This is a genomic window from Frondihabitans sp. PhB188 (assembly GCF_003752365.1).
GTDB lineage: Bacteria > Actinomycetota > Actinomycetes > Actinomycetales > Microbacteriaceae > Frondihabitans.
The window spans coordinates 312,957-337,697 of sequence record NZ_RJUO01000005.1 but is presented as its reverse complement, the minus strand read 5'-3'; the positions used below and the strand labels follow the sequence as shown (position 1 = coordinate 337,697).

Annotated in this window: 25 protein-coding genes and 1 tRNA gene; 20 read left to right on the top strand and 6 right to left on the bottom strand. The window is 70.1% G+C overall.

From position 1 onward, the window contains the following. Positions 1-30 precede the first annotated feature (30 nt). From EDF46_RS16500 to EDF46_RS16490, 3 genes are read left to right on the top strand one after another with little or no spacing between them, the layout of a single operon-like run. Positions 31-1,245, top strand: coding sequence for a type III polyketide synthase (locus tag EDF46_RS16500; RefSeq protein WP_123507477.1), 1,215 nt, complete (start codon positions 31-33; stop codon positions 1,243-1,245). Further along, a complete protein-coding gene (locus EDF46_RS16495) occupies positions 1,245-1,952 on the top strand; it encodes a class I SAM-dependent methyltransferase (RefSeq protein WP_123507475.1) in 708 nt (235 codons plus the stop codon). The genes EDF46_RS16500 and EDF46_RS16495 overlap by 1 nt, the downstream gene beginning before the upstream one ends. Then, positions 1,945-3,087, top strand: a complete 1,143-nt coding sequence (locus tag EDF46_RS16490; protein ID WP_123507473.1) for an NAD(P)/FAD-dependent oxidoreductase — start codon at positions 1,945-1,947, stop codon at positions 3,085-3,087. Before EDF46_RS16495 ends, EDF46_RS16490 begins: the two co-directional genes overlap by 8 nt. On the opposite strand, the gene EDF46_RS16485 is transcribed toward EDF46_RS16490, so the two are convergent. Further along, a complete protein-coding gene (locus EDF46_RS16485; protein ID WP_123507471.1) occupies positions 3,084-3,911 on the bottom strand; it encodes a UbiA family prenyltransferase in 828 nt (275 codons plus the stop codon). The two genes, EDF46_RS16490 and EDF46_RS16485, sit on opposite strands and share 4 nt — an antisense overlap. Positions 3,912-4,198: 287 nt before the next feature. Here EDF46_RS16485 and EDF46_RS16480 point away from each other — a divergent pair, with 287 nt between their 5' ends. The 3 genes from EDF46_RS16480 to EDF46_RS16470 are packed head-to-tail and all read left to right on the top strand — an operon-like array spanning position 4,199 to position 6,176. Beyond that, complete coding sequence (locus EDF46_RS16480; RefSeq protein WP_123507469.1) at positions 4,199-4,645, top strand: MaoC family dehydratase N-terminal domain-containing protein; 447 nt, start codon at positions 4,199-4,201, stop codon at positions 4,643-4,645. Further along, the gene (locus tag EDF46_RS16475; RefSeq protein WP_123507467.1) at positions 4,642-5,070 is read left to right on the top strand and encodes a MaoC/PaaZ C-terminal domain-containing protein; all 429 of its coding nucleotides are present in this window, start codon (positions 4,642-4,644) and stop codon (positions 5,068-5,070) included. Before EDF46_RS16480 ends, EDF46_RS16475 begins: the two co-directional genes overlap by 4 nt. Next, positions 5,067-6,176, top strand: coding sequence for a UDP-N-acetylmuramate dehydrogenase (locus EDF46_RS16470; protein WP_255410977.1), 1,110 nt, complete (start codon positions 5,067-5,069; stop codon positions 6,174-6,176). The genes EDF46_RS16475 and EDF46_RS16470 overlap by 4 nt, the downstream gene beginning before the upstream one ends. A 15-nt stretch (positions 6,177-6,191) precedes the next feature. On the opposite strand, the gene EDF46_RS16465 is transcribed toward EDF46_RS16470, so the two are convergent. Then, positions 6,192-7,385 (bottom strand): pyridoxal phosphate-dependent aminotransferase, encoded by a 1,194-nt coding sequence (locus EDF46_RS16465; RefSeq protein WP_370454130.1) that lies wholly within the window; start codon positions 7,383-7,385, stop codon positions 6,192-6,194. Between the two features lie 225 nt (positions 7,386-7,610). Here EDF46_RS16465 and EDF46_RS16460 point away from each other — a divergent pair. From EDF46_RS16460 to rplA, 5 genes are all read left to right on the top strand, one after another. After that, a tRNA-Trp gene (locus EDF46_RS16460) sits at positions 7,611-7,683 on the top strand. A 119-nt stretch (positions 7,684-7,802) separates the two neighbouring features. Continuing rightward, positions 7,803-8,084, top strand: a complete 282-nt coding sequence (gene secE / locus EDF46_RS16455) for a preprotein translocase subunit SecE (protein ID WP_123507463.1) — start codon at positions 7,803-7,805, stop codon at positions 8,082-8,084. 183 nt (positions 8,085-8,267) lie between these two features. After that, positions 8,268-9,239, top strand: a complete 972-nt coding sequence (gene nusG, locus EDF46_RS16450; RefSeq protein ID WP_123507461.1) for a transcription termination/antitermination protein NusG — start codon at positions 8,268-8,270, stop codon at positions 9,237-9,239. A gap of 96 nt (positions 9,240-9,335) precedes the next feature. Beyond that, a complete protein-coding gene (gene rplK, locus EDF46_RS16445; protein WP_123507459.1) occupies positions 9,336-9,767 on the top strand; it encodes a 50S ribosomal protein L11 in 432 nt (143 codons plus the stop codon). Positions 9,768-9,847: 80 nt separating this feature from the next. Further along, the gene (rplA, locus tag EDF46_RS16440) at positions 9,848-10,537 is read left to right on the top strand and encodes a 50S ribosomal protein L1 (protein WP_123507457.1); all 690 of its coding nucleotides are present in this window, start codon (positions 9,848-9,850) and stop codon (positions 10,535-10,537) included. A 173-nt stretch (positions 10,538-10,710) separates the two neighbouring features. On the opposite strand, the gene EDF46_RS16435 is transcribed toward rplA, so the two are convergent. Then, positions 10,711-11,700 carry an NADP-dependent oxidoreductase gene (locus tag EDF46_RS16435; RefSeq protein ID WP_233580079.1) on the bottom strand — a complete coding sequence of 330 codons (990 nt, stop codon included), beginning with the start codon at positions 11,698-11,700 and terminating at the stop codon, positions 10,711-10,713. Between the two features lie 130 nt (positions 11,701-11,830). Here EDF46_RS16435 and EDF46_RS16430 point away from each other — a divergent pair, with 130 nt between their 5' ends. Further along, a complete protein-coding gene (locus EDF46_RS16430; protein WP_123507455.1) occupies positions 11,831-12,448 on the top strand; it encodes a Pr6Pr family membrane protein in 618 nt (205 codons plus the stop codon). Between the two features lie 28 nt (positions 12,449-12,476). On the opposite strand, the gene EDF46_RS16425 is transcribed toward EDF46_RS16430, so the two are convergent. Then, the gene (locus EDF46_RS16425) at positions 12,477-13,091 is read right to left on the bottom strand and encodes a YqaJ viral recombinase family protein (protein WP_199738312.1); all 615 of its coding nucleotides are present in this window, start codon (positions 13,089-13,091) and stop codon (positions 12,477-12,479) included. 111 nt (positions 13,092-13,202) lie between these two features. Then, the gene (locus tag EDF46_RS16420) at positions 13,203-14,408 is read right to left on the bottom strand and encodes an ROK family transcriptional regulator (RefSeq protein WP_233580078.1); all 1,206 of its coding nucleotides are present in this window, start codon (positions 14,406-14,408) and stop codon (positions 13,203-13,205) included. A gap of 422 nt (positions 14,409-14,830) precedes the next feature. On the opposite strand from EDF46_RS16420, the gene EDF46_RS16415 reads away from it, so the two are divergent. Genes EDF46_RS16415 through EDF46_RS16380 form a run of 8 tightly spaced genes read left to right on the top strand, consistent with a single transcriptional unit; the run spans position 14,831 to position 23,959 of the window. After that, positions 14,831-16,147: an ABC transporter substrate-binding protein gene (locus tag EDF46_RS16415; protein ID WP_123507449.1), complete on the top strand. Its 1,317-nt coding sequence runs from the start codon at positions 14,831-14,833 to the stop codon at positions 16,145-16,147. A gap of 51 nt (positions 16,148-16,198) precedes the next feature. Beyond that, on the top strand, positions 16,199-17,167 hold the full coding sequence (locus EDF46_RS16410; RefSeq protein WP_123507447.1) for a carbohydrate ABC transporter permease: 969 nt from the start codon (positions 16,199-16,201) through the stop codon (positions 17,165-17,167). Next, complete coding sequence (locus tag EDF46_RS16405) at positions 17,164-18,060, top strand: carbohydrate ABC transporter permease (RefSeq protein WP_123507445.1); 897 nt, start codon at positions 17,164-17,166, stop codon at positions 18,058-18,060. Before EDF46_RS16410 ends, EDF46_RS16405 begins: the two co-directional genes overlap by 4 nt. Then, entirely contained in the window at positions 18,047-20,092 is a 2,046-nt protein-coding gene (locus EDF46_RS16400; RefSeq protein ID WP_123507443.1) for a GMC family oxidoreductase, read from the top strand. The genes EDF46_RS16405 and EDF46_RS16400 overlap by 14 nt, the downstream gene beginning before the upstream one ends. Positions 20,093-20,131: 39 nt before the next feature. Next, positions 20,132-20,848 (top strand): ThuA domain-containing protein, encoded by a 717-nt coding sequence (locus EDF46_RS16395; RefSeq protein ID WP_199738305.1) that lies wholly within the window; start codon positions 20,132-20,134, stop codon positions 20,846-20,848. Then, positions 20,833-21,930 (top strand): Gfo/Idh/MocA family protein, encoded by a 1,098-nt coding sequence (locus EDF46_RS16390; protein WP_123507441.1) that lies wholly within the window; start codon positions 20,833-20,835, stop codon positions 21,928-21,930. The genes EDF46_RS16395 and EDF46_RS16390 overlap by 16 nt, the downstream gene beginning before the upstream one ends. Positions 21,931-21,977: 47 nt before the next feature. Further along, a complete protein-coding gene (locus tag EDF46_RS16385; protein WP_123507439.1) occupies positions 21,978-23,039 on the top strand; it encodes a LacI family DNA-binding transcriptional regulator in 1,062 nt (353 codons plus the stop codon). A gap of 8 nt (positions 23,040-23,047) precedes the next feature. Continuing rightward, complete coding sequence (locus EDF46_RS16380) at positions 23,048-23,959, top strand: biopolymer transporter Tol (RefSeq protein WP_123507437.1); 912 nt, start codon at positions 23,048-23,050, stop codon at positions 23,957-23,959. A gap of 93 nt (positions 23,960-24,052) precedes the next feature. Here EDF46_RS16380 and EDF46_RS16375 read toward each other — a convergent pair whose 3' ends face one another. Next, positions 24,053-24,721 (bottom strand): ABC transporter ATP-binding protein, encoded by a 669-nt coding sequence (locus tag EDF46_RS16375; protein ID WP_123507435.1) that lies wholly within the window; start codon positions 24,719-24,721, stop codon positions 24,053-24,055. Between the last annotated feature and the right edge of the window lie 20 nt (positions 24,722-24,741).

The window sequence follows — 24,741 nt, the reverse complement described above, 5'->3', positions numbered from 1 at the left end:
GCCGCCGCCACGGCGGAAGTAGCATGACGCATGCCCGCCGCCATCCGCTCCATCGAGACAGCTGTGCCGGCGACGATCGTCGGGCAGGCCGCTCTCCGCGACCTCCTCCACGAGCAGGAGGTGTACGGCCCGCTCGGCCGCCGCGTGATCTCGGCGGCTTTCGACGGGTCGGCCATCGAGACGCGCCACTCCGTGCTGGAGGAGCTCGGGTCGGACGCGCCGCCCCGCGTTCCTGCGCTGTATGAGGCTTCGTCGCGGCGCCTCGCCGACCCGGGCACGGCCGCACGCAACGACGCGTACGCCCTGTACTCGAAGCCGCTGCTCGTCGAGGCGGCGCGCAAGGCGCTGGCGGGTGCACCGGGCCTCGACGCGGCTGACGTGACGCACGTGGTGACGGTGTCGTGCACCGGCTTCTACGCGCCCGGCCCCGACTACGTGCTGGTGCGGGAGCTCGGGCTGAGACCCTCGACGCAGCGGTTCCACCTGGGGTTCATGGGCTGCTACGCGGCGTTCCCGGCCCTGCGCATGGCGGCGCAGTTCTGCGAGGCCGACCCGTCGGCCGTGGTGCTCGTGGTGTCGGTCGAGCTGTGCTCGCTGCACCTGCACGTGGTCGACGATCCCGACGCGATCGTCGCCGCCTCGGTCTTCGGCGACGGCGCTGCGGCGGCCGTCGTGACGGCGCAGGGCGGATCCGGCCCGCAGCTCGACCTCGACGCCTTCGAGTCGACGATCGTGCCCGAGGGCGCGGGCGAGATGGCCTGGACCATCGGCGACCACGGCTTCGACATGGTGCTCTCGTCGTACGTGCCCAAGATCGTCGAGCGCAACATCGGCGCCGCCTTCGAGCCTCTGCTGGCCGGCGCCGGGCTGGCGGTCGGCGATGTCGACGCGTGGGCGGTCCACCCGGGCGGACGCAGCATCCTCGACCGCGTCCAGTCGGCCCTGGGCCTCGACGACGAGCTGCTCGCCCCGTCGCGCCGGGTGCTCCGCGAGTTCGGCAACATGTCCAGCGCGTCCGTGCTGTTCATCCTGAGCGACCTGCTGCACGAGCAGGGCGACGGGCACCGGGCGCAGGAACTCGCCCTCGCCACCACGACGTCCTCCGTCGGCGCCTCCGCCCTCGGCGAGCCCGCCCCTCGTCCGACGGCCCTGGCCCCGTCGGCGCCCGGGCGCGTGGCCGCCGTCGCGTTCGGCCCCGGGCTCACGGTCGAGACGGCGCTCCTCACCCTGCGCGCGGGATCGTGATGCCGCTCGCCGTGCGCGAGACGGCGGCCGCGGAGCTGATGGACGACCCCGACTGCGACCCGCTCGCGCTCGACCGCACGTACGGCCACTTCGCGCTCGTGAACCGCCTCGTCGCGGGCTGGCGGTCGGTGTACACGACCCGCATCCGCCCGCTGGCGCAGGTGGTGCCGGGAACCCTGACCGTCCTCGACCTCGGGTCGGGCGGCGGCGACGTGTCGCGGGCCCTCGCGGCATGGGCGCGGAGCGACGGCCTCGACCTCGAGGTCACGGCGATCGATCCCGATCCGCGCGCGTTCCGCTACGCCTCGTCGCGCCCCGGCTCGGAGGGCGTCCACTTCGAGTGCGCGTCGAGCGGGGACCTGGTGGCAGACGGGCGCCGGTTCGACGTCGTGGTCTCGAACCACGTGCTCCATCACCTCGACCCCGCGGCGCTCGCCGAGGTGCTCGGCGACAGCGAGCGTCTCGCCACACGCCTGGTCGTCCACAACGACATCCGCCGCAGCGCCCTCGCCTACGCCGCCTACTGGGCCGCCACCGTCGGCACCTTCCGAGGCTCGTTCATCCACCCCGACGGCCTCCTCTCCATCCGACGGAGCTACCGGGCGCCGGAACTCGCCGCCGCCACCCCCGCCGCCTGGACCGTCACCCGCCATCGCCCCTGGCGCCTGCTCCTGTCGTTCGCGCCACCCGGTCCGCCCCGTGCGTGACGTCGTCGTCGTGGGCGGCGGGCCCGTGGGGCTCTTCCTCGGGGCGCTGCTCGCCGAACGCGGGCTCGACGTCGCCGTGTGGGAGCGCCGCGAGGCCCCGGGGGCGTCGTCGCGGGCCATCGGCATCCACCCGCCGTCTCTGGCCGCCTTCGACCGGGTCGGGGTGGCCGACGCCGTCGCCGCCGAGGCCGTGCGCGTCCGTCGCGGCATCGCCCGCAGCGGCCGCCGCACCCTCGGCGTCGTCCCGTTCGCGGGCGTCCACCCCCGTTTCGACTTCGTCGCCGCGCTTCCGCAGCTCCGCACCGAGGCGATGCTCGAGGCGCGGCTGGCCGAGCTCGCGCCCGGGGCGCTCCAGCGCGGGGTCGAGCTCGTGGCCGTGGACGACGCCGACCCGTCGCGCGTGCGGCTCGTCGCGCGGGCGTCGGGCGTCGAGTCGTCCGAGGTGGCCCGCTTCGTCGTCGGGGCCGACGGCCCGCGGAGCACGGTGCGGGGCCACCTCGGCGTCGCCGCGGCCCTGCGCAGCTACCCCGACCCGTACGTCATGGGCGACTTCCGCGACGACACCGGGTCGGGCGACGACGCCGTCGTCCACCTGGAGGGCGACGGCGTCGTCGAGTCGTTCCCGCTCCCGGGCGGCGCCCGTCGCTTCGTCGTGCACACCGGCACCCGGCTGCAGGATGCGACGGCGGAGGACGTCGCGCGCCTCGTCTCCGAGCGCACCGGGTCGCCGGTCGATCCCGCGACGAACACGATGCTCAGCGGCTTCGTGGCACGGCGGCGCATCGCAGACAGGACGGTGCGCGGCCGGCTCGCCCTGGTGGGCGACGCGGCGCACGAGATCAGCCCCATCGGCGGCCAGGGCATGAACCTGGGCTGGCTCGACGCGCTCGAGCTCGCGCCGCTGATCGTCGCGGCCGTCGCGAAGGGCGCCGTCGATGAGGGTGCGCTCACGGCCTGGGGGGCGCGGCGGCTCGGGGCCGCGCGGCGCGCGGCCGGGCAGGCGGAGGCGAACATGGCGCTGGGCAGGCCCGTGGGCGCGGCCCGACGCGTCGTGCGCGACACGGCGTTGAGCGCCGTGCTGGCGACACCCGCCCGGCGCACGCTGGCGCGCGCCTACTCGATGGCCTGGACCTAGCCGGCCAGGTGGGCCCCGCCGGCGATCAGCTCGGCGGCGAGCACGACCGCGGCCGCGATGACCAGCCGGAACAGCACGCGATCGGGCGGCCGGGTGACGAGCAGCCTCGTGCCCCACGCCGCGATGCCCACGGCGACGACCAGGCCGACGAGGGAGGCCGCGGAAGCCCGAGTTCCTGCGACCACGATCACGGACGACAGCACGAGGGCGCCGAACGCCACCAGACCGGAGGTGCGCGCCCCGAGCCGGTGCGGCAGACCGCGAACGCCCGTGGCCGCGTCGTCGGCCAGGTCGGGCAGCACGTTCGTGAAGTGGATGGCGACGCCGAAGATCGCGCCGACGGCCGTCGCCCAGGGTGCGGCGGGCGTGCCCTCCTGCGCCGAGAGGGTGACGACGCTCGGCAGCAGGCCGAACGCCACGACGAACGGGAGCACCGAGACGGGCGTGCGCTTGAGTCCGGCGTTGTAGGCCCAGCCGGCGGCGACGAGTACGAAGTGGCAGGCGGCAGCACCCGGTCCCAGCGCGATCGACACCGCCATGCCGATCACCGCCGTCGAGACGGCCGCGCGGAACACCGTCGCCCGGGGGATCAGCCCCTGCGCCACCGGCTTGTCGGTCCGGCCGCTGGCGGCATCGCGCGGCGCGTCGATCCAGTCGTTCGAGAACCCGATCGAGAGCTGGCCCAGCAGGATCGCGACGGCCAGCACGGCGATCCGCGCCGGGGCGAAGCCGAGGCTCGTCGCGAGCAGCGCCGCCAGCGCCGTGACGGCCAGCGTGGGGCCGGGGTGCGACGAGAGCGCGAGTTGCCTCGCCCGGCTGAGCATCGCCCCAGCCTAGGGGACGCCCGCGGCACCGACGTCATGAAGCGTGCCCCGCCGAGTAGCCCGGCGGGGCACACCCTGTGCGCCGGACGGCCTCGCAGCACCGTGGACTCACTCCGGAGTCCGTGGTGGATCAGTACCGAGCGCTGCGGTGCCGTCAGAACGGGGCACGTACGTCGAGTTACCATCCCAGACGTGACACGGACTATACGCCGCGATATCCCCGCCGGAAAGGGGGCAGTCGCAACTCGCTCCCGGCGGCGTCGGAGGCCGCCCGTAGACTTGTCGCCGTGCCTGTGAACCCTGAACTGCAAGGGCGGTCCTTTCCGTCCGTGAGTCCGTATCTCGTCGGGCGAGAGAAGGTGCGCGAGTTCGCCCGCGCCACCTCGTCGACCAGCTCTCTCGCCCTCGACCCCGAAGCGGCCCGTGCGGCCGGGTTCGCCGACGTCGTGGCGCCCCCGACGTTCGCGATCGTCGTGCAGGAGCACACGCTCCAGCAGCTGCTCTCCGAGCCCGACGCCGGCATCGACTTCTCGCGCGTGGTCCACGGCGACCAGCGCTTCGCCTACACGCGCCCGATCGTCGCCGGCGACGAGCTCACCGCCACGTTGACGGTCGCGAGCGTGAAGTCGCTGGGCGGCCACTCGATGGTCACCGCCGAGTCGGTCATGGTCGACGGGGCGGGCGACCACGTCGTCACCGCCATCTCGACCCTCGTCGTGCGAGGCGACGAGTGAGCGCCCTCGAAGTCGGCCAGGTCGTGGCCGAGAAGACGTACACGCTCACCCGCGACTCCCTCGTGCGCTACGCCGGGGCCTCCGGCGACTTCAACCCGATCCACTACCGCGACGACGTCGCCGCCTCGGTCGGGCTGCCGGGCGTGCTCGCCCACGGCATGCTCACCATGGGCACAGCCGTGCAGCCGGTCGTCGCCTGGCTCGAGAGCGCTGACGGGCCCGGCATCGGCGCGTGGGTCACCGACTACCAGGTGCGCTTCACGCGACCCGTGCTCGTCGACCCCGAGACCGGCGCCGATGTCACCGTCGTCGCGAAGGTCGGCCAGCTCGACGCCGACGCCAAGACCGCGCGCGTCGACCTCACGGTCACGTTCGGCGGCGAGACCGTCCTGGGCAAGGCCCAGGTGCGAGTGGCCTGGGCGTGACGTCTCCCGGCACGGTGTCACTGGCCGACCTCACCACGATGGGCGTCGGCGGCACGCCCGAGCGCCTCGTCGAGGCGACGACCTCCGACGAGCTGCTGGCGGCGGTCCGCGAGGCGATCGCGGGCGGCGACCCGTGGTTCGTGCTCGGCGGCGGCTCCAACCTCGTGGCGAGCGACGAGGGCTTCGCCGGCACGGTGGTGCGGGTCGCGACGCGGGGCGTGGAGTTCCTGCCCGCCGAATCCGGGGCCGTGCGGCTTCGGGTGCAGGCCGGCGAGCCGTGGGACGACCTCGTCGCCCTCACCGTCGCCCACGGCTGGTCGGGCATGGAGGCGCTCAGCGGCATCCCGGGGTCGACCGGCGCCGCACCGGTGCAGAACATCGGGGCCTACGGGCAGGAGGTCGGCGACAGCCTGATCAGCGTCGACTTCTTAGACGCCGAGAGCGGCGAGTTCCTGCGCATCCCCAAAGCCAACATGGGTCTCGACTACCGCACCAGCGTCTTCAAGACCGGTCGCGTGGGCGTCATCACGGCCGTCGAGTTCGCCTTGATCGACGGGGCAGGAACATCGCAGCCCATCGCCTTCCCCCAGCTCGCGGGCGCCCTCGGCGTCGACCTGGGCGCGCGCGTGCCCGTGGCCGACGTCCGGGCGCGGGTGCTCGAGCTCCGCGCCTCCAAGGGCATGGTGCTCGACGCCGCCGATCGCGACACCTTCTCGAGCGGCTCGTTCTTCACCAACCCGATCGTCGAGCGCGCTGTGCTCGACTCCCTCCCCACCGACGCGCCCCGGTGGGAGACCAGCGCGCAGGAACCCCGCGCCCAGGCCGTCCCGCTCGGCGAGACGCCGGCGCCGCCGCACCCGTCCGAGCCCGGCCGCGTGAAGCTCAGCGCCGCCTGGCTCATCGAGCACTCCGGAGTCGCTCGCGGCTTCCGCCTGCCGGGCTCCGGCGCCGCGATCTCGTCGAAGCACACCCTCGCCATCACGAACCGCGGGAGTGCGACAGCCGACGACGTGGCCGAGCTGGCCCGCTTCGTGCAGTCGCGGGTCGCGGCCGAGTTCGGCGTCGTGCTGCACCCCGAGCCGGTGCTCCTCGGCCTGGTCCTCTAGCCAGCGCGCCCGGGCTCAGGCGAAGAGCTGCTGCAGGCGGCGCACGCCCTCGAGGAGGGCGTCGTCGCCGAGCGCGTACGAGAGGCGGAGGTAGCCGCTGGGGCCGAACGCCTCACCGGGCACGGTCGCTACCTCGGCCTGGTCGAGGATCAGATCGGCGAGCTCGAGCGACGTGGTCGGCGTGACGCCGCCCCAGGTGCGGCCGAGCAGGCCCGACACGTCGGGGTAGACGTAGAACGCGCCCTCGGGGGTCGGCGTGACGATGCCGTCGATCGCGTTCAGCTCGGCGACGATGGTCTTGCGACGCACGTCGAAGGCCTGGCGCATCGTCTCGACGGAGTCCTGCGAGCCGGTCAGGGCCGCGATGGCCGCACGCTGGGAGACGTTCGACACGTTCGACGAGAGGTGCGACTGGAGGTTCGATGCCGCCTTGGCCACATCGGCAGGCGCGACCATCCACCCGACGCGCCAGCCGGTCATCGCGTAGGTCTTCGCGACGCCGTTGACGAGGATCGTCGTGTCGGCGAGCTCGGGGACCGCCTCGGTGATGGACACGGCCTTGACGCCGTCGTAGACGAGGTTCTGGTAGATCTCGTCGGTGATGACCCAGATGCCGTGCTCGAGAGCCCACTCGCCGATGGCGCGAGTCTGCTCGGCCGAGTAGACGGCACCGGTCGGGTTGGACGGCGACACGAACAGCAGCACCTTGGTGCGCGAGGTGCGGGCCGACTCGAGCTGCTCGACGGTGACGAGGTAGTCCTGGTCGGCACCGGCGAAGACCTCGACGGGCACGCCGCCGGCGAGCTTCACGGCCTCGGGGTAGGTGGTCCAGTACGGGGTGGGCAGGATGACCTCGTCGCCGTCGTCGACGATGGCGGCGAACGACTGGTAGACGGCCTGCTTGCCGCCGTTGGTGACGATGACCTGCGATGCGGTCACGGCCGTGCCGCTGTCGCGCAGCGTCTTCGCGGCGATCGCCTCGCGCAGGTCGGGGAGGCCTGCGGCCGGCGTGTAGCGGTGGTTCCTGGGGTCGCGGGCGGCGACGACGGCGGCCTCGACGATGTGGTCGGGCGTCGCGAAGTTGGGCTCGCCGGCGGCGTAGCTGATGACGTGCTTGCCCTCGGCCTGGAGCGCCTTGGCCTTCGAATCGACCTTCAACGTCGCGGACTCGGCGATCGCGGCGATGCGCGAGGCGAGTCGGGGCTTGATGGTCGTGTCGGTGCTGGCAGCGTCGGTCCTGTTCACGGCCCCAACCCTACCCGGCGACATGCCGCCGGAGGGTCTCAACTTTACTTGCCCCGAGGCGTCGCCTACACTTGTCTGCGGTGGTGGAATCCACCAAGCTTTTCCATGCCCATCGTCCAGGCGAAAATCTGAGCAACGGGGCGGCGCCTTCAGGGGGGTCGCGGCGGGGGAGCGGATTCCGGTATCCAAAGGGCGGTGGCTCAATTGGTAGAGCAGCGGTCTCCAAAACCGCAGGTTGCAGGTTCAAGTCCTGTCCGCCCTGCAGCCCTGTCCGTGCAGACGCACGGGCTGGACGACACGCCTGATCCAGGCTGACGGCCGAGCAGCACCTCGCTCGGCTCGGGGCCGGGGCGGGCAGACGCTTCGAAAGGCACGAACCAAGTGGCGAGAAAAGACGTAGACGTTCCCGATGAGGACGTCGTCGCGATTGCGAAGGCCGATGGGGCTGCGCGTCGCGGTCGTTTCGCGCGCATCATGCTGTTCTTGCGCCAGGTCATCAACGAGCTCAAGAAGGTCGTCACTCCGACCCGCAAAGAGCTGGTCAGCTTCACGCTGGTCGTGCTGGTGTTCGTCGTGATCATGATGGCGCTCGTGTTCGGTCTCGACACGCTCTTCGGCTTCGCGGTCCAGTACGTCTTCGGCAACGGAGTCAGTGCCGGCTAGAGCGCAGTCGGCGCAGCCCGTCGGCGGCATCTCGAGGCCGCTCGGGCCGCCTCCAGCCGCAACTCGCAGTCTGGACGCCGGTAGCGAGCTGTCGAAGCCCACCCCGTCCAGACCCACGACAATCCCGATCCGGGCGTCCAGCATCCCGACGACGACCCGAACCATCCAACGGAAGAAGAACCCTTGCCGAAGAACGAGCGCGACGACATCGACCTCGCTACTGCCGCCGAGCAGTCCTCCGAGGTCGAAGAGGCCCAGGAGGGCTCGACGCAGACCGCTGACGAAGACAGCGTCGACTCCGCCGAGCACGAGGCGCTTCACGTCGAAGGCGACGACCAGTCCGACACGACCGGTCTCGACGAGCTTCTCGACACGCTCGACGCCGCGAAAGACGAACAGGCCGACGCCGTCGTCGACGACGCTCTCGACATCGACAGCGCCGACGAGGCCGAGGCAGCCCTCGAGGCGACCGAAGACGAGGAGGAGCTCGACGGAGACGAGGCCGAGGCGGCTGAAGAAGCCGACGAGGCCGAGGTCGACCCGTACGAGGCCTTCCGCTACGACCTGCGCGGCAAGCCCGGAAAGTGGTACGTCATCCACTCGTACGCGGGCTTCGAGCGCCGCGTGAAGCAGAACATCGAGAACCGCATGGTCTCGATGACCATGGAGGACTTCATCTACCAGGTGGAGGTCCCGATGGAAGACGTCGTCGAGATCAAGAACGGGCAGCGCAAGCTCGTCACCCGCGTCCGCATCCCCGGCTACGTGCTCGTCCGCATGGACCTCAATGAAGACTCCTGGTCGGTCGTCCGCCACACCCCGGGCGTCACCGGGTTCGTGGGCAACGCCCACAACCCGACGCCGCTGCGCTTCGAAGAGGCCTTCAACATGCTGAAGAGCCTCGTCCAGGTGCAGGAGGCCGCACCGGCCGCCAAGGGCAAGTCGGGCGGCGGCAAGGCGGCGCAGCGCGTCATCCCCGCCGAGGTCGACTTCGAGATCGGCGAGACGATCACCATCAAGGAGGGCTCGTTCGCGGGTCTTCCGGGCACGATCAACGAGATCAAGCCCGAATCGGGTAAGCTCACCGTGCTCGTTTCGCTGTTCGAGCGCGAGACGCCGGTCGAGCTCAGCTTCGACCAGGTCACCAAGCTGTAGCCCCCATTTTTTAGACCACCGGATCGTGCCGCACGGCATTCCGGGAGAGCACGTTGCAACCGCAACGAGCTCGAACCCACAAGAAGGAAGAAACACATGGCACCGAAAAAGAAGGTCACGGGTCTGATCAAGCTTCAGATCAACGCCGGCGCCGCGAACCCCGCCCCGCCCATCGGCCCGGCTCTGGGTCAGCACGGCGTGAACATCATGGAGTTCTGCAAGGCGTACAACGCCGCGACCGAGTCGCAGCGCGGCAACGTCGTTCCCGTCGAGATCACCGTGTACGAAGACCGTTCGTTCACGTTCATCCTCAAGACGCCCCCGGCCGCCGAGCTCATCAAGAAGGCCGCCGGTCTCGCCAAGGGCTCTGCGACGCCGCACACCGTCAAGGTGGGCAAGCTGACGATGGACCAGGTCCGCGAGATCGCCACGACCAAGCAGTCCGACCTGAACGCCAACGACATCGAGGCCGCGGCCAAGATCATCGCCGGCACCGCTCGTTCCATGGGCATCACGGTCGACGCGTAAGCGTCCTCCCACCCCTCTAGACATCCAGTGGGAGAGCCGGCCAGGCTCGTAACCACGCCCTCGAAATCAGGAGATTTCACATGGCTCAGAAGTCCAAGGCGTACCGCGCCGCTGCCGAGAAGATCGAGGCAGGCAAGTTCTACACTCCGACCGAGGCCGTCGCCGTCGCTCGCGAGACCGGCTCCAAGAAGTTCGACTCGACCGTCGAGGTCGCGCTGAAGCTCGGCGTCGACCCCCGCAAGGCCGACCAGATGGTGCGCGGCACCGTCATCCTCCCGCACGGCACCGGCAAGACCGCCCGTGTCATCGTGTTCGCGACCGGTGCTGCCGCTGAGGCCGCTATCGCCGCGGGTGCCGACGAGGTCGGTGGCGACGAGCTCATCGAGAAGGTCGCCGGCGGCTACACGTCGTTCGACTCCGCCGTCTCGACCCCCGAGCTCATGGGCAAGGTCGGTCGTCTGGGCAAGGTCCTCGGCCCGCGCGGCCTCATGCCGAACCCCAAGACCGGCACTGTCACCCCGAACGTCGCTCAGGCCGTGAACGACATCAAGGGCGGCAAGATCGAGTTCCGCGTCGACAAGCACTCCAACGTCCACTTCGTGATCGGCAAGGCCGGCTTCACCGAGGAGCAGCTCGGGGCCAACCTCGAGACCGCCCTCGACGAGGTCGTCCGTCTCAAGCCGTCCTCGTCGAAGGGCCGCTACATCACCAAGGGCACCGTCTCGACCACCTTCGGTCCTGGCATCCCCCTCGACATCAACCAGTTCTAGAACTCGGTAACCAGTTCTAGAACTCGGTAACCAGTTCTAGAACTCGGTAATCAGTTCTAGAACTGCATGAGAAGGGCCCGCGTCTTCGGACGCGGGCCCTTCGTCGTACCCCGGGCCGCGATCGAGACGCAGGAACTCGCGCCCAGCGCGGCAGACCCGAGTTCCTGCGCCCCCTACTCGTCGGCGACCTTCAGCACCAGCTTGCCGCGCGTGTGGTTCTGCTCGAGCAGCCGGTGGGCGTCGGCGACGTCGTCGAGGTCGTACACGTCGTCGACGTAGACCGTGACGTCGCCCGAGTCGAGCAGGCGGGCGATGATGGCGAGGCAGGTGGCGTCGGGGGACATCGCGTAGTCGGTGAAGCGGACCCCGGCGGCGTCGGCGCGCTCGGCGAGGCCGTCGACCGGGTTGACCGGCACGTGCACGAGAAGGCCGCCGGGGCGGACTACTCCGATCGACCGTTCGGCGACCGCGTCGTCGTCGACCAGGTTGATGCACACGTCGACGAGCGCGACCTCGTCTTCGAAGAGGCTCGTCGTGTGGTCGACGACCTGCTGGGCGCCGAGCTCGGTGAGCCAGGACGCGTTGCGCGGCGACGTCGTGGTGATGACGTGGGCGCCGAAGTAGGCGGCGAACTGCACGGCGAAGTGGCCGACGCCTCCCGCTCCGGCGTGGATGAGGATCCGCTGGCCCTCGTGCGCCTTGGCGACGTCGACGACGAGCCCCCAGGCGGTCAGAGCCGCCAGCGGAACCGCCGCCGCCTCGACGTGCGAGAGGTTCTTGGGCTTGCGGCTGACCTGCAGCGCGGGCACGCTGACGTACTCGGCGTAGCTGCCGGGGGAGCGGGGCACCGAGGCGACGCCGTAGACCTCGTGCCCGGGCTTGAGCGGGTGGGCCTGGTAGGGGCTCTCCACGACGACTCCGCTGAAGTCGCAGCCGAGGACAGCCGGGAGCTCGGGCGAGCCGCAGGTTCCGGCAAGGCCCGTGCGGGCCTCCGCGTCGAACGGGTTGACGCCGGCGGCGAGGACTCGGATGAGCACCTCGGACCCCTGTCGTCCCGGCGTCGGGATCGTCGTCGGCGTCAGGACATCCGGTCCGCCGTTCTCCGTGATCACTATGGCCCGCATGGTGTGGGTCATCACGGCCCCTTCGGTCGTCGTCGTCATCGAGAGCCTTCCTTGGTGGGTGGAGCGGCTGTCGGGTCAGGCGCTTGGCGTGCTCTCAGTAAACGGGGGCGATGAGTCGGATGTGTTTCGGGAGTGTCAAGGATGCGGAAACTATGGATACGCTCGCGGGGTGAAGACCACCGTCGTCGTCGTGCGCATCGCTGCCGCCCTCGCCATCCTGATCGCGGTGCTCGCGCAGCTGGCCAGCTCAGTGAGTTCGCCGGTGTTCGCGATCCCGAACTTCTTCGGCTACTTCACGATCCAGAGCAACCTGTTCGTGATGGTGACGCTCGTGCTCGGGGCCGTGTGGCTCGCACGCGGGCGCGCAGACCCCGAGTGGCTGCTCATCGCGCGTGGCGCCACCGCGACGTACATCGCCACGACTGGCCTGGTCTACAACACCCTCCTGCTGAACGTGCCGCCGTCCGACTTCACGGTCGCGTGGTCGAACGACATCGTGCACCGCTGGATCCCGCTGATCGCGGTGCTCGACTGGATCTTCGTCGGCGACCGACGGCCGATCGCCTGGAAGCGCCTCGGGGTCTTCCTGATCTACCCGCTGGTGTGGCTGATCGTCGTGCTGCTCCGCGGGCAGAGCTTCGTGCCCTATCCGTTCCTGAACACCGCCACGCTCGGCTGGCCGGTCGTGCTGCTGTACTGCGTCGGCATCGCCGCGTTCATCGGCGGGATGAGCGCCCTGGTGATCTGGCTGAGCCGGTACCGGATCCTGCGGGTCGGTGCTCCGTAGAAGGCTGCGGCCCCTGAAGAGGGCGGCTCTAGCGGACCGTCTCGCGGAGCGCCTCGATCACCATGTCTGCGAGCCCGACCAGCTGATGGATCTGGCTCTCGTCGCGCTCGACCCACTCGCACCTCGGCGGCCCCGGGATCGGCACGAAGTCGTCGTGCTGCTCCCAGACGACGAGGGTGCGCTCGGCTCCGAGCACGTACTGCTGCCACCAGACCTGGCGGAGGTACGACCGGGGGATCGACGTCCAGGCCTTCGACGTGGTCTTGATCTCGCAGAGGACGACGTCGCCGTTGCCGCGCTCGGCGACCCCGTCGGGTGTCGCCAGGTGGAGCGGCTGGCCGTAGGCGTGGAACAGTCTGCTCGACGGCAGGATCGCGTGGTTGCGCTGGACCCAGCGGGCGATGACGGGTTCGCGCGCGCGGCCGTGGTCGGTGAACTGGTTGCCGGTGAAGCCCGAGCCGAAGAGCTTCTCGGTGACCACGCCGCGGATGGCGGCGGGGCCCGAGAGACGCGCCACGTCGGTCGCCGTGATGCCGCGCGAGCGGGCGCGGAGCCAGGCGACGCGATCGGTCGAATCGGCGAGCACCCGCGCCTCGTGGTGGCGCTTGGCGTCGTCCGCGTCGTCGTCCCAGAGGGCGAGCATCGGCTGGACGAGGGTCATCCCCCCATTCTCCTTCGAAATTCGAGGAGATAGCGCCGTGCGGCGGGTGTTTTGGAGCGATCGGTGCCCGCCGGCGCGGAATTCTCCTCGAGATTACTGAGCGGAGGAGGAAGCGGCGGCAGCCAGAGCGTCGAGCGCCTCCGGCGCCAGCGCGAAGTGGATGGCGAGCATGCTCGCGCCGAGGATGGCCGCGTCGTCGGCGGCTCGCGACTGCACGATCTGGAGGTGCTCGGTGGCGAGCGGCATCGACCGCGAGTAGACGACCTCGCGGACGCCGGCCAGGAGATGCTCGCCGGCCTCCGACATCGAGCCGCCGAGCGCGATCACCGACGGGTTGATGAGGCTGACGCAGGTCGTGAGCACCTCGCCGATGTCGCGGCCCGCTTGGCGGACGGCACGCACGGCGTCGAGGTCGCCGCGACGGACCAGCTCGACCACGTCGTCGCCGGTTGCGACGTCGCGGCCCTGGCGGCGGAGGGAGGCGGCGATCGCCGGACCGGAGGCGATCGCCTCGAGGCAGCCCGTGTTGCCGCACCGGCACTGGATGCCGGCGCCGCGGGACACCGGGATGTGCCCGATGTCGCCGGCGCTGCCCTGGGCACCGCGCTGCAGCTGGCCGCTCGAGATGATGCCCGAGCCGATGCCGGTGGCGACCTTGAGGAAGAACAGGTGATCGACCTCGGGCCAGGAGTGGGTTCGCTCGCCGAGCGCCATGATGTTGACGTCGTTGTCGACGTACACGGGAATCGGCATGTGGCGATGCACCCAGCCGGGAACGTCGAAGGCGTCCCAGCCGGGCATGATCGGCGGGTTCACCGGCCGCCCGGTCGAGAACTCGACAGGGCCGGGGAGGCCGATCCCTGCCGCGATGAGGTCGGCCCGCGACTTGCCCAGCTCGGCGAGAAGACGATCGGCGTGCTCGACCATCCAGCCGAGGACGACCTCCGGGCCGAGGCTGATCTCGAGCCGCTCGGTGTGGCTGGCGAGCTCGCCGCCCATGAGGTCGGCGAGGGCGACGTGCGCGTGGCTGGCCCCGAGGTCGGCGGCGAGCACGACGCGCGAGGAGGGCTTGAGGGCGATGCGCGACGGCGGTCGGCCACCCGTCGATGCGGCGTCGGCGACGGGCCCGATCAGGCCGAGGGAGGTGAGCGCGTCGAGGCGCAGGCCGATCGTCGAACGGGCGAGGCCGGTCACCGCGGCGAGCTCGGCGCGGGTGCGTGGACGGCCGTCGCGGAGCAGCTGGAAGAGGTCGCCCGCCCCTGTCGATCCGAGGACAGACGTGCGCATCGCGTCTGACATAGGAGGAGTAAACCACAGGCGTCCACCCCGGTGATCGATTCGTGACCAAAGGCGTCGAGAATCGTTCGTCTTTTGCTTGACGCTCGACAGAAGTCCACCTAATGTGTGACTCGGTCAAGGATGACCTCTCCGATGGTGCATCCTTCCGCCCGCTTTCCCTCGCGATGTTTTCTCTTCACCGAAGCGAAAGTTTCGTTCGATCCGCACAACTTTCGAAAGACGAGGGGGAGATCACGAGTCGACATCGAACGCCGGAAAACAGGCGATCGTGCGTTGACTTAGCGAACCAGAGGGGTCAAGATGACTCCAGCAATTGGTTGCAAGAGGCCACAAACCACTGAAACACAGCAGCGGGGCTTCGAAAGTTTTATCCGTTCAACGACGAACCGCCAGGCAACGCAGCCGGCGAAAGGACACTGACCATGCCAACCCAAATCACCAGCTCCGCATTCAGCCGTAGGGCATTCCTCGGCGGGGCAGCGGGCGTCGCCTCGATCGCAGTGCTCGCGGCCTGCTCCTCCGGGGGCGGAAGCGGCGGCACCAGCTCCAAGACCATCAAGTTCTGGAACATGCCCTGGGGCAACACGACCTTCAACACGCTCGACAAGACCATCACGACGGGCTACAAGCCTTCCGGCTCGAACGGGGCCGCCACCTACCAGGTCATCCAGTGGGCCAACTTCACGCAGACGTTCGCTTCGGCTGTCTCGTCGAACACCGGCCCCGCTGTCTCCTCCGGCGGTGGAACGCAGGCCTTCCAGTACGCCGCACAGGGCAAGATCGCCTACGCCGACGACCTCATCGACTCGTGGAAGTCCAACGGCCTCTACGACGACTTCCTGCCCGGCCTCATCGACACGATGAAGACCGACAAGGGCTACGCGGCCGTTCCGTACAACCTCGACATGCGCGTGCTCTGGTACAGCAAGTCGCTCTTCGAGAAGGCCGGCATCGACGAGGCGCCCACCGACTGGCAGAGCTACATCGACGCCTGCAAGAAGCTCAAGGCGATCGGCGTCTACGGCTGGGGCCAGGGCTCGGGCGCCGGAAACTTCACCGGTTCGCACACGATGGTCAGCCACATGATCAACAACGGCGGAGGCCTCTTCGACGAGAACCAGAAGCCCAACGTGGTCACGCAGAACAACATCGAGGCGATGGAGTTCATGCTCGAGCTCGTGAAGAACGGCTACACCGACCCGGCGGCCGCGACCTACACGAGCGCCAACGTCCAGGCGCAGTGGAAGGCCAAGAAGTTCGGCATGGGCTTCGACGGCGCCGCGCTCAACCAGAACGTCGGCGGCGACTTCCAGACCGACCTCGTCGTGGGCACCCCGCTCGTCGGCCAGAACGGCGGCAAGGGCGCGCTGTACTTCCCGAACAACATCATGATGTACACGAACACCCCCAGCCAGAAGGGCTCGGAGGCGTTCCTCACGTACTACTACAAGAACATGGCGCCGCTCTGGACCAAGAACACCGGTGTCGGCCTGCCCGTTCTCCAGTCGATCGCCGACACCGCGGAGTTCAAGGCGAACGCCAATGCGGTCAAGGTCATCAAGGAATGGCAGCCCATCTCGAAGACGTGGGCCTCGCCGGGTGGCGACGCCCTGTTCGCGGGTGTCACCGTCGCCGACGGAACCCCTGCTATGAGCAACTTCACGCAGTCGATTCTCGGAGGCAAGGTCTCGGCGAAGGACGCCCTGACCACACTTCAGAACGCTCTGAAGTCGGCCTGACCCCCTGCGACGTGGTCGCCATCCCCCCGTTCTGTCACGAAGGAGTGAAGTATGTCGGCCAGTAGCGTCGCAGAGAACCTGAGGCGCGCTCGGCGCGGAGTCGGTATGTCCGGCTCCGGGTCGGGCGCGCCCCGCCCCACCCGCAAGTCCAAGAAGTTCACCGCCCGCACGTGGACGCTCCTCGCGTTCGCTCTCCCGTCGCTGGCGCTGCTGCTTCTGCTCAACCTCTACCCGGTCATCTACGCAGGCATCCAGTCGCTGCGGAGCGGCTCGCTGATCGACAGCGGCACGTTCGTCGGCCTCCAGAACTACACGAACATCCTGACCGAGCCGGCCTTCTGGAAGGCTGCTCAGTTCACGGTGATCTTCACCGTGGTCGGCGTGTTCGGATCGTGGCTCGTCGGCCTCGTGTTCGCGCTCCTGCTCCGCACCCGCATTCCCGCGGGCGGCGTGTTCAAGGTGCTCCTGCTGCTGCCGTGGATCGTCCCGGTCGTCGTCTCGTCGACCTCGTGGAACTGGCTGGTCGCCACCCCGCAGTCGCCGTTCCCGGTCATCGCGTCGCACCTGGGCCTCGGGAACGTGCTGTTCCTGGCCGACCCGGTGCTGGCTCAGGTGACGGTCTGCATCTTCAAGGTGTGGATCTCGTTCCCCTTCATGATGATGATGATGGCCTCGGCGCTCGCCTCGGTCGACACCAACGTCTACGAGGCCGCGAAGGTCGACGGCGCGTCGAACTGGCAGTCGTTCCGCCTGATCACGCTGCCGCTGATCGCCCGCACCACCTTCGTGTCGTGGATCCTGATGACGATCTTCTGCGTCAACGACTTCCCGACCATCTTCCTTCTCACCGGCGGCGGGCCCGTCAACGCGACCCAGTCGCTCGTGGTCCTCGCCTACCTGACCGTCTTCCAGAACTTCCAGACCGGCCCCGGCGTAGCGATCGCCTTCCTGATGACCTTCGTCCTGGTCGTCATCTCGGTCGTCCTGTACCGCCAGATCCGAAAGGTGAATGTCGAATGAGCACCCTCAGCGTCCGCAAGGCCCGTATCGGCGCCGAGCCCGGCGAGATCACGAAAGTCGCCAAGCGAATCACCTCGCAGGATCTCCAGGAGCGCGGCAAGTGGTGGCGCTTCGTCCTGATCCTGATCATCACGGCCATCGTGCTGGTCCCGATCATCGCGGTCGTCGGCCTGTCGTTCACGCCCTCGCTCGGATCGACGGTCACGGGCAACTTCACGCTCGAGAACTACGGCCTGGTGTTCTCGCAGACCGCCGTGGCAGCCTGGCTGAAGAACAGCCTCACGGCGACCCTCATCACGGTCGTCATCGCCACCGCAGTCGCGGCCCCTGCCGGCTACGTCCTGAGCCGGGCCCGCAACAAGCTGGTCTCGGGCTACTCGCTGGTCCTGTTCGTCGTCCAGTCGCTGCCGGTCGTGACCGCGGTCATCCCGCTGTTCATCCTGTTCGCGAAGTTCAACCTGGTCGACAACCTGGCCGGCGTCACGATCATCTACGTCGGCTCGACGATGTCGGTCGCGATCTGGATGATGGCGGCGTACTACGACTCGATCCCGATCGCGCTCGAAGAGGCCGCCTGGATGGACGGCGCCTCGCTGTTCGGCTCGTTCACCCGCATCGTCCTCAGGAACGCCCTTCCGGGAATCCTCTCGACGGCGATCTTCTCGTTCCTGCTCGCCTGGAACGACTACCTGATCGCGCTGGTGTTCCTGCGCTCCGACCCGAACTACACGCTCCCCGTCGGCCTGGAGACGTTCTTCCAGCAGAACGCGACCAACTGGGGTCTCGTCATGGCCGTCGCCGTCGTGATGATGCTCCCGCCGGTGATCCTGTTCACGTTCCTGAACAAGTACTTCAGCGTCGGCGGAATCGGCGGATCGCTTGCCGGCCGCTGAGGCCACCCCGTTCACCGCACCTCTGAAGTTCTCCGCACGCCTCCGCGCCGCCGTCGACCGGGTCATCCCGGCCGACGGCTGGCCGGCCGGCTGGTCGGGCGGCGTCGCCGACTACGTGTCGACGGCCAGCTCCGACCTCGACTGGGCGCGTGAGCCGCTCCGGTCGCTCGACGTCCGCCTCGGCAAGAGCTTCGCCGAGCTCTCCGCGGCTGAGCAGGACGCCATCCTCCACACCCTCGAAGCCGAGAGCGACCCTGGCTTCGCAGCCCTGCGCCGCATCTGCTGGGAGGGGTTCTACGCCTCGACCCCGGGTCGCCGCCCGGCGGGCCTCGACATGGTCGGCTTCCACGCCGTCCCTCCGGGAGTCGCCCCGATCGAGCCCGACCCGGTTCCGAGCATCCGCCCCGAGCAGGTGCGCCGCTCGTACGACGCGGTCGTCGTCGGCTCCGGCCCCGGCGGCGGCGTGGCCGCCCAGGTGCTCGCGCAGGCCGGCCGCCACGTGCTCCTGATCGAGCGGGCGCGCCAGCTGTCGAACGCCGATCTGCGCGGCGACCACCTCCACGGCAAGCGGGCCGCGGTCTACGCGCCGTCGGCCGGCCCCGGAGCCGGACACCCCCGAATCGCCCAGCTGCCGACCGGCGACGTCGAGCTCGACGGCACCGGCGATGCCGCCCTCTACGGCCTGAACGCCGACGCGTTCGGCGGCGGCACCCGGCTCTGGCAGGGGATGGCGTGGCGGTTCCTGCCCGAGGACTTCGCCATGCGCGACCACTACGGCAACCCCGAGGGCGCCTCGCTGCAGAACTGGCCGGTGGGCTACGACGAGATGGAGCCGTACTACACCCGCGCAGAGCAGGAACTCGGCGTCGCCGGCACCGAGGGCGGCCTCACGAGCCGCACCCCGCGCTCGTCGGGGTACCCCCTCCCCCCGATGGGCACCGAGCCCGCGCGGGAGCTCCTCGGCCACGCGGCCGACACCCTGGGCTGGGGCTGGGGGCCGATTCCCCTGGCCATCAACAGCGTTCCGAACGACGGCCGTCCGGCCTGCGTCCGCTGCCCGCAGTGCGTCGGCCACGCCTGCCCCGTCAACGCGAAGAACGGCTCCCACAACACGTTCGTGCCGCGCGCCGTGGCCACCGGCCGCTGCGACGTCCTGTTCGACGCCGAGGTGATCGAGGTCCGCGACGGCTCCGGCCGCGCGGGCGTCACCGTCATGGCCGACACCTCGGGCGCTCCGGTGAGCCTCGCCATCGACGCCGATGTCGTCGTGCTGTCCGCCGGAGCCGTCGAGACACCGCGGCTGCTGCTCGCCAGCGGCATCGGAAACGACGAGATGGGCCGCCACCTGCACGACCACCGCTTCACGACCGTGCTCTCGACCGTCGCCGAGCCCGCCAAGCCGTTCGTCGGCCCGGGCCATTCGGTCGCCACGCTCGACCACGTGCACCGCGACACGATCCCGTGGGGCGGCGGCGTGCTCGTCGACCTGATGGGGCTGCTGCCGCTGACCTCCGCGATGGCGCCGAGCGCCGAAGGAGTTCCTGCGTGGGGCGACGGCCACAAGGAGTGGATGAGGGAGGGGCGCCGCCACGTGTTCGGGGTGTTCGGCATGGGGCAGGAGGTGCCTCTGCCGACGTCGCGGGTCTCGCTCGCGAGCGTCCGGGACCGCTGGGGCCGGCCGGGTGCAGCTCTCCGAAAGGATGTCCACTGGGCCTCGCGCGAGGTCGAGATGGGGATGGCGGTGGCGGGCCGCGAGTGGCTGGCCGCGGCCGGAGCCACCGACATCCGCGTCCCGCATGGCGGAGCGACGGCATCGGCTGCCGGCGAGCATTCCTGCGGGACCGCCCGGATGAGTGATGACGCCGCGACGGGTGCCACCGACCGGTACGGCCGGGTGCACGGCGCTCGACGGATCGTGGTCTGCGACTCCTCGCTCCACCCCACCAACGGCAGCGTGAACCCGACGCTCACGATCGTGGCGAACGCGTTCCGCGTCGCCGAGTACCTCGCCGGCAACTGGCCGAGCGCCTGAAGACCTGATCGAACGACCAGAGAAGACGAAGAACCGAAGATGACTGGAGATACCGACGTGACGACGACAAAGCGCGCCCTCGTGGTGCGAGGCGGATGGGACGGCCATGAGCCGGTGGAGGCGACGGAGCTGTTCCTGCCGTTCCTCAAGGAGAACTTCGCCGAGGTGCGGGTCGAGGAATCGCCCGCGATCTACGCCGACGCCGAGTACATGGACACGGTCGACCTGATCGTGCAGTCGGTGACGATGTCGACGATCGAGCGCGAGGAGTTCGAAGGACTCCGCGCGGCGGTCGAGAAGGGCACCGGCCTCGGCGGCTGGCACGGCGGCATCGCCGACTCGTACCGCAACAACTCCGACTACCTGCACCTGATCGGCGGGCAGTTCGCCTCCCACCCCGGCAAGGCGCCGGACGAGCGGATCGGCGAGCAGTCCGACAACTACCGGCCCTACGTCGTGGCCATGACGGACGCGGCGAAGGACCACCCCATCACGCAGGGCATCTCGGACTTCGAGCTGACCAGTGAGCAGTACTGGGTGCTGCACGACGATTACAACGATGTGCTGGCGACGACGACCCAGGCCGTGCGGCCGTGGGACCCGTGGAACCGCGAGGTCACCAGCCCGGCCATCTGGACCCGGCAGTGGGGCGAGGGCCGCATCTTCGTGACGACGCCCGGCCACCACGTCGACATCCTCCAGAACGAGAACGTCCGCACCATCATCGAGAGGGGGCTCCTGTGGGCCAGCCGCTGACAGTAGGAATCATCGGCGTCGGGAAGATCAGCGAGCAGTACTTCGCGAGCTTCCCGTCGCTGCCCGGCCTCGAGCTCGTGGCCGTCGCCGACATCGACGCCGCCCGCACGGCCGAGGTCGCCGCGGCCCAGGGCGTCCGCGCTCTGACCGTCGACGAGCTGCTCGCCGACCCGACGATCGACGCCATCGTGAACCTCACGATCCCGGCAGCGCACGTCGAGGTCGGCATGCGCGCCCTCTCTGCGGGCAAGCACGTCTTCGCCGAGAAGCCGCTCGGCCTCTCGACCGAGGAGGCCGCCCCGCTGCTCGCGCTCGCCGAGACGACCGGGCTGCGCGTCGGCAGCGCACCCGACACCGTGCTCGGGACAGGAGTCCAGACCGCCCGCGACGCCCTCGACGCCGGCCTCATCGGCGCCCCCGTGGGCGCTCAGGTGCACTGGTCGGCGCCCGGGCACGAGCGCTGGCACCCGTCGCCGCTGTTCTACTACCAGCCCGGCGGCGGCCCCCTGTTCGACATGGGCCCCTACTACCTGACGAGCCTGATCACCCTGTTCGGCCCCATCGTCCGCGTCACCGGGCAGGCGACGCGCTCCACCCGCGACCGCGTGGTCGAGACGGGCCCCCTCGCAGGAACTGCGATCCCCGTCGACGTCGACACTCACATCGCCGCCCTCATCGAGCACGCCTCCGGCGTGACCTCCACCCTCACCGTGAGCTTCGAGGTGTGGGCGACCCGCTCGCCGCTGTTCGAGGTCTACGGCACCGCCGGCACGATCGCCGTCGCCGACCCCAACCGGTTCTCCGACCCGAGCGAGATCGCGACGAAGGACGAGCCCGAGTTCCGCGAGCTGCCGGTCTCGGCCGGCTACGCCGACGCCGGCCGCGGCTACGGCCTCGCCGACATGGCCCGCGCCATCGAGACCGACCGGCCGCACCGCGCCAGCGGCGAGCTCGCGTTCCACGTGCTGGAGGCGATGGAGGCGATCCTGGTCTCGAGCGACGAGAAGCGCGTGGTCGAGATGTCGAGCACGGTCGAGCGCCCGGCGCCGGTGCCGCTCGGCGCCCGCCCCGAGGACTGGTGAGCGGCCGCTAGGTCGCCGCGCCGGACCGAGACGCGAGCATCAGTACGATGACGACCGTGACGAACAGGACTGCGGCGCTTTCGGCCGCCGACAGCGGCCCCGCCTCGCGGGCCACTCTGTCGGAGGTGGCCGAGCGCGCCGGCGTCTCGATCTCGACGGTGTCGAAGGTGCTCAACGGGCGCGGGGGAGTCTCTCTCGACACCCGCGCCCGTGTCACGGGGATCCTGCGCGACCAGCGCTACAACCGGCGCAACTCGACGCAGGCGGCGGCGCCGCTGCTCGAGCTCGTCTGCCAGGCGCTCGACAGCCCGTGGATGGTCGAGGTCGTCGTCGGCGTCGAGAGCGTCGCGCGCGAGAACGGGCTGAGCGTCGTGGTCACCGGCATGAAGGACCGCGGTGCGGGCGACGCGAGCTGGATCGAGGGGGTCCTGCAGCGCCGGCCGCTCGGCGTCGTGCTCGTCATCGCCGACCTCTCGGACGACAACCGGCACCAGCTCCGCAGCCACAGCATTCCGTTCGTCATCATCGATCCGGAGGGCGACCCCGATCCCGACGTCCCGGCGATCGGCTCGGCGAACTGGATGGGCGGCTTCATGGCGACCCGCCACCTCATCGGGCTCGGCCACCGGGACATCGCGACCATCTCCGGTCCCGACGGCTTCATGGCGTCGACCGCGCGGCTCTCCGGGTACCGGGCGGCTCTCGCCGGGGCCGGCATCCCCGAGCACGGCGGCTACGTGCGCGGCGGCGACTTCTCGCTCGAGGTGGGGCTGGCCGAGGGGCTGGTGCTTCTCGGCCGGCCGGACCGCCCGACGGCGATCTTCGCGGCCAGCGACATGCAGGCCCTGGGCGTCTACGAGGCGGCCCGCACGCTCGCGCTCCGGATTCCCGACGACCTCTCGGTCGTCGGCTTCGACGACCTCCACATGACGCGCTTCACCGGCCCGCCGATGACGACGGTGAGGCAGCCGCTCACCGAGATGGCGGAGGAGGCCACGCGCCTCGTGCTCCGCCTGCGCGAGGAGCCGGCGCTCCGCTCGACCCGCCTGGAACTCGCGACGACGCTTGTCGTGCGCGGCAGCACGGCGCATCCCGCTCCGTCGGGTTGACTGGGGGCATGCCCCGCACCCTCCTCCCCGGCCAGAGCAGCCGAGTGCTGCTCGTCGACCCCGCGACCGGCGACGCCGAGACCGTCTTCGAGAGCGACACCGTGCTCGTCGAGGCGCCGAACTGGGACCCGGATGGACACTCGCTCGTCGTCAACGCCGACGGGCTGCTGTGGAGGCTCGGGCTCGCGGACGGTCGTCTGGAGCCGATCGCGATGGGCGGAGTTCCTGAGATCAACAACGATCACGTCATCGCGCCCGACGGGGCCTCGATCTTCGTCAGCGGGAAGGACGGCCACGTCTACGAGGTGCCCGCCGCCGGCGGAACCGCGCGGCGCGTGACCCGCGAGCACCCGGAGGGCCGCGGCTACAAGAACTACCTGCACGGCGTCTCGCCCGACGGCACCGCACTCTCGGTGGTCGTCGGCGGGCGGCCCACGCCCGAGTCCGCGTTCGACGAGTGGCGCACGAACCTGGCGCTCGTGGCGGTCGCCGACGGTGCGACGACGCTGGTGACCGACGACGAGCACCCTGACGACGGCGCCGAGCTGGCGGGCGGCTGGGTCTGGTTCAACACCGAGCGCTTCACCGACGAGCCCGGCCACGCCCAGCTCGCGCGCGTCCGCCCCGACGGCTCCGAGCTCGAGCGGGTGGTCGACTCCGACACGGTCGACTGGTTTCCGCACCCGGCGCCCGACGGGTCGTGCCTGGTCTACCTCTCTTACGACGCAGGAACTCGCGGCCACCCCGAGAACCTCCCCGTGGCGATCCGCGCACTCCCGCTCGTCGGGGGCGACCCCGACGGGCTCGGCGACCGCGAGCTGCTCCGCCTCTTCGGCGGCCAGGGCACGCTCAACGTGGCGGGCTGGGCGCCCGACTCGCGCCGCTTCGCCTGCGTCGCCTACCCTCTCGCCGACGCCTAGACCCTCCCGATCGGCGTCTCCGCCGGTCCGCGGACGCGCGTCTCGGCCGATCGAGAGGGTCTGGCCGTGCCCACGGGCGGGCGCGGCGACGGGCTAGGCGTCTTTGACGTGACCGCCCTTGAGATGGAGGCGGCGCTCAGCGCGGCGAGCCACCGACGAGTCGTGCGTCACGATCACCAGGGTCAGGCCGCGGTCGCGCCACACACCCTCCAGGAGGTCCATGATCTCGTCGCGGGTCGCCTCGTCGAGGGCGCCGGTCGGCTCGTCGGCCAGGAGCACGCTGGGCTCCTTGACCAGCGCGCGGGAGATCGCGACGCGCTGCTGCTGGCCGCCCGAGAGCTCCGACGGCAGGTGGTCGGCGCGCTCGGCGAGCCCGACCGACTCGAGTGCGGCCATCGACCGCGCCTTCTGCTCGTCGCGGGACAGTGGCGAGCGGGCGAACGCGGTCTGCACGTTCTCGAGCGCCGTGAGCGTCGGGATCAGGTTGAAGCCCTGGAACACGAAGCCGATGTCGGTGGCGCGGATGTCGGCGAGCTTCGAGTCGCCGAGGGTCGAGACGGTCTTCGTGCCGAGCACGATCTCGCCCGACGTGGGCTTGTCGAGGGCGCCGAGCATCTGCAGCAGCGTCGACTTGCCGCCGCCGGTGGGGCCCTGGATCGCGACCATCTGGCCGGTCGGGATCTCGAGGTTCACCTTGCTGAGCGCGGTGACGGTGCGCTTCTTCTGGACGTACGTCTTGGTGACGTCTTTCAGGGAGTACATGGGAGTCCTGTCGTGTCGAT

Excerpts from the sequence above, each read along its gene's own strand:
- EDF46_RS16500 (WP_123507477.1), top strand. The coding sequence starts at position 31 with ATGCCCGCCGCCATCCGCTCCATCGAGACAGCTGTGCCGGCGACGATC.
- EDF46_RS16495 (WP_123507475.1), top strand. The coding sequence starts at position 1,245 with ATGCCGCTCGCCGTGCGCGAGACGGCGGCCGCGGAGCTGATGGACGAC.
- EDF46_RS16485 (WP_123507471.1), bottom strand. The coding sequence starts at position 3,911 with ATGCTCAGCCGGGCGAGGCAACTCGCGCTCTCGTCGCACCCCGGCCCC.
- rplK (WP_123507459.1), top strand. The coding sequence starts at position 9,336 with ATGGCACCGAAAAAGAAGGTCACGGGTCTGATCAAGCTTCAGATCAAC.
- rplA (WP_123507457.1), top strand. The coding sequence starts at position 9,848 with ATGGCTCAGAAGTCCAAGGCGTACCGCGCCGCTGCCGAGAAGATCGAG.
- EDF46_RS16435 (WP_233580079.1), bottom strand. The coding sequence starts at position 11,700 with ATGACGACGACGACCGAAGGGGCCGTGATGACCCACACCATGCGGGCC.
- EDF46_RS16425 (WP_199738312.1), bottom strand. The coding sequence starts at position 13,091 with ATGCTCGCCCTCTGGGACGACGACGCGGACGACGCCAAGCGCCACCAC.
- EDF46_RS16420 (WP_233580078.1), bottom strand. The coding sequence starts at position 14,408 with ATGTCAGACGCGATGCGCACGTCTGTCCTCGGATCGACAGGGGCGGGC.
- EDF46_RS16415 (WP_123507449.1), top strand. The coding sequence starts at position 14,831 with ATGCCAACCCAAATCACCAGCTCCGCATTCAGCCGTAGGGCATTCCTC.
- EDF46_RS16410 (WP_123507447.1), top strand. The coding sequence starts at position 16,199 with ATGTCGGCCAGTAGCGTCGCAGAGAACCTGAGGCGCGCTCGGCGCGGA.
- EDF46_RS16405 (WP_123507445.1), top strand. The coding sequence starts at position 17,164 with ATGAGCACCCTCAGCGTCCGCAAGGCCCGTATCGGCGCCGAGCCCGGC.
- EDF46_RS16395 (WP_199738305.1), top strand. The coding sequence starts at position 20,132 with ATGACTGGAGATACCGACGTGACGACGACAAAGCGCGCCCTCGTGGTG.
- EDF46_RS16385 (WP_123507439.1), top strand. The coding sequence starts at position 21,978 with ATGACGACCGTGACGAACAGGACTGCGGCGCTTTCGGCCGCCGACAGC.
- EDF46_RS16380 (WP_123507437.1), top strand. The coding sequence starts at position 23,048 with ATGCCCCGCACCCTCCTCCCCGGCCAGAGCAGCCGAGTGCTGCTCGTC.
- EDF46_RS16375 (WP_123507435.1), bottom strand. The coding sequence starts at position 24,721 with ATGTACTCCCTGAAAGACGTCACCAAGACGTACGTCCAGAAGAAGCGC.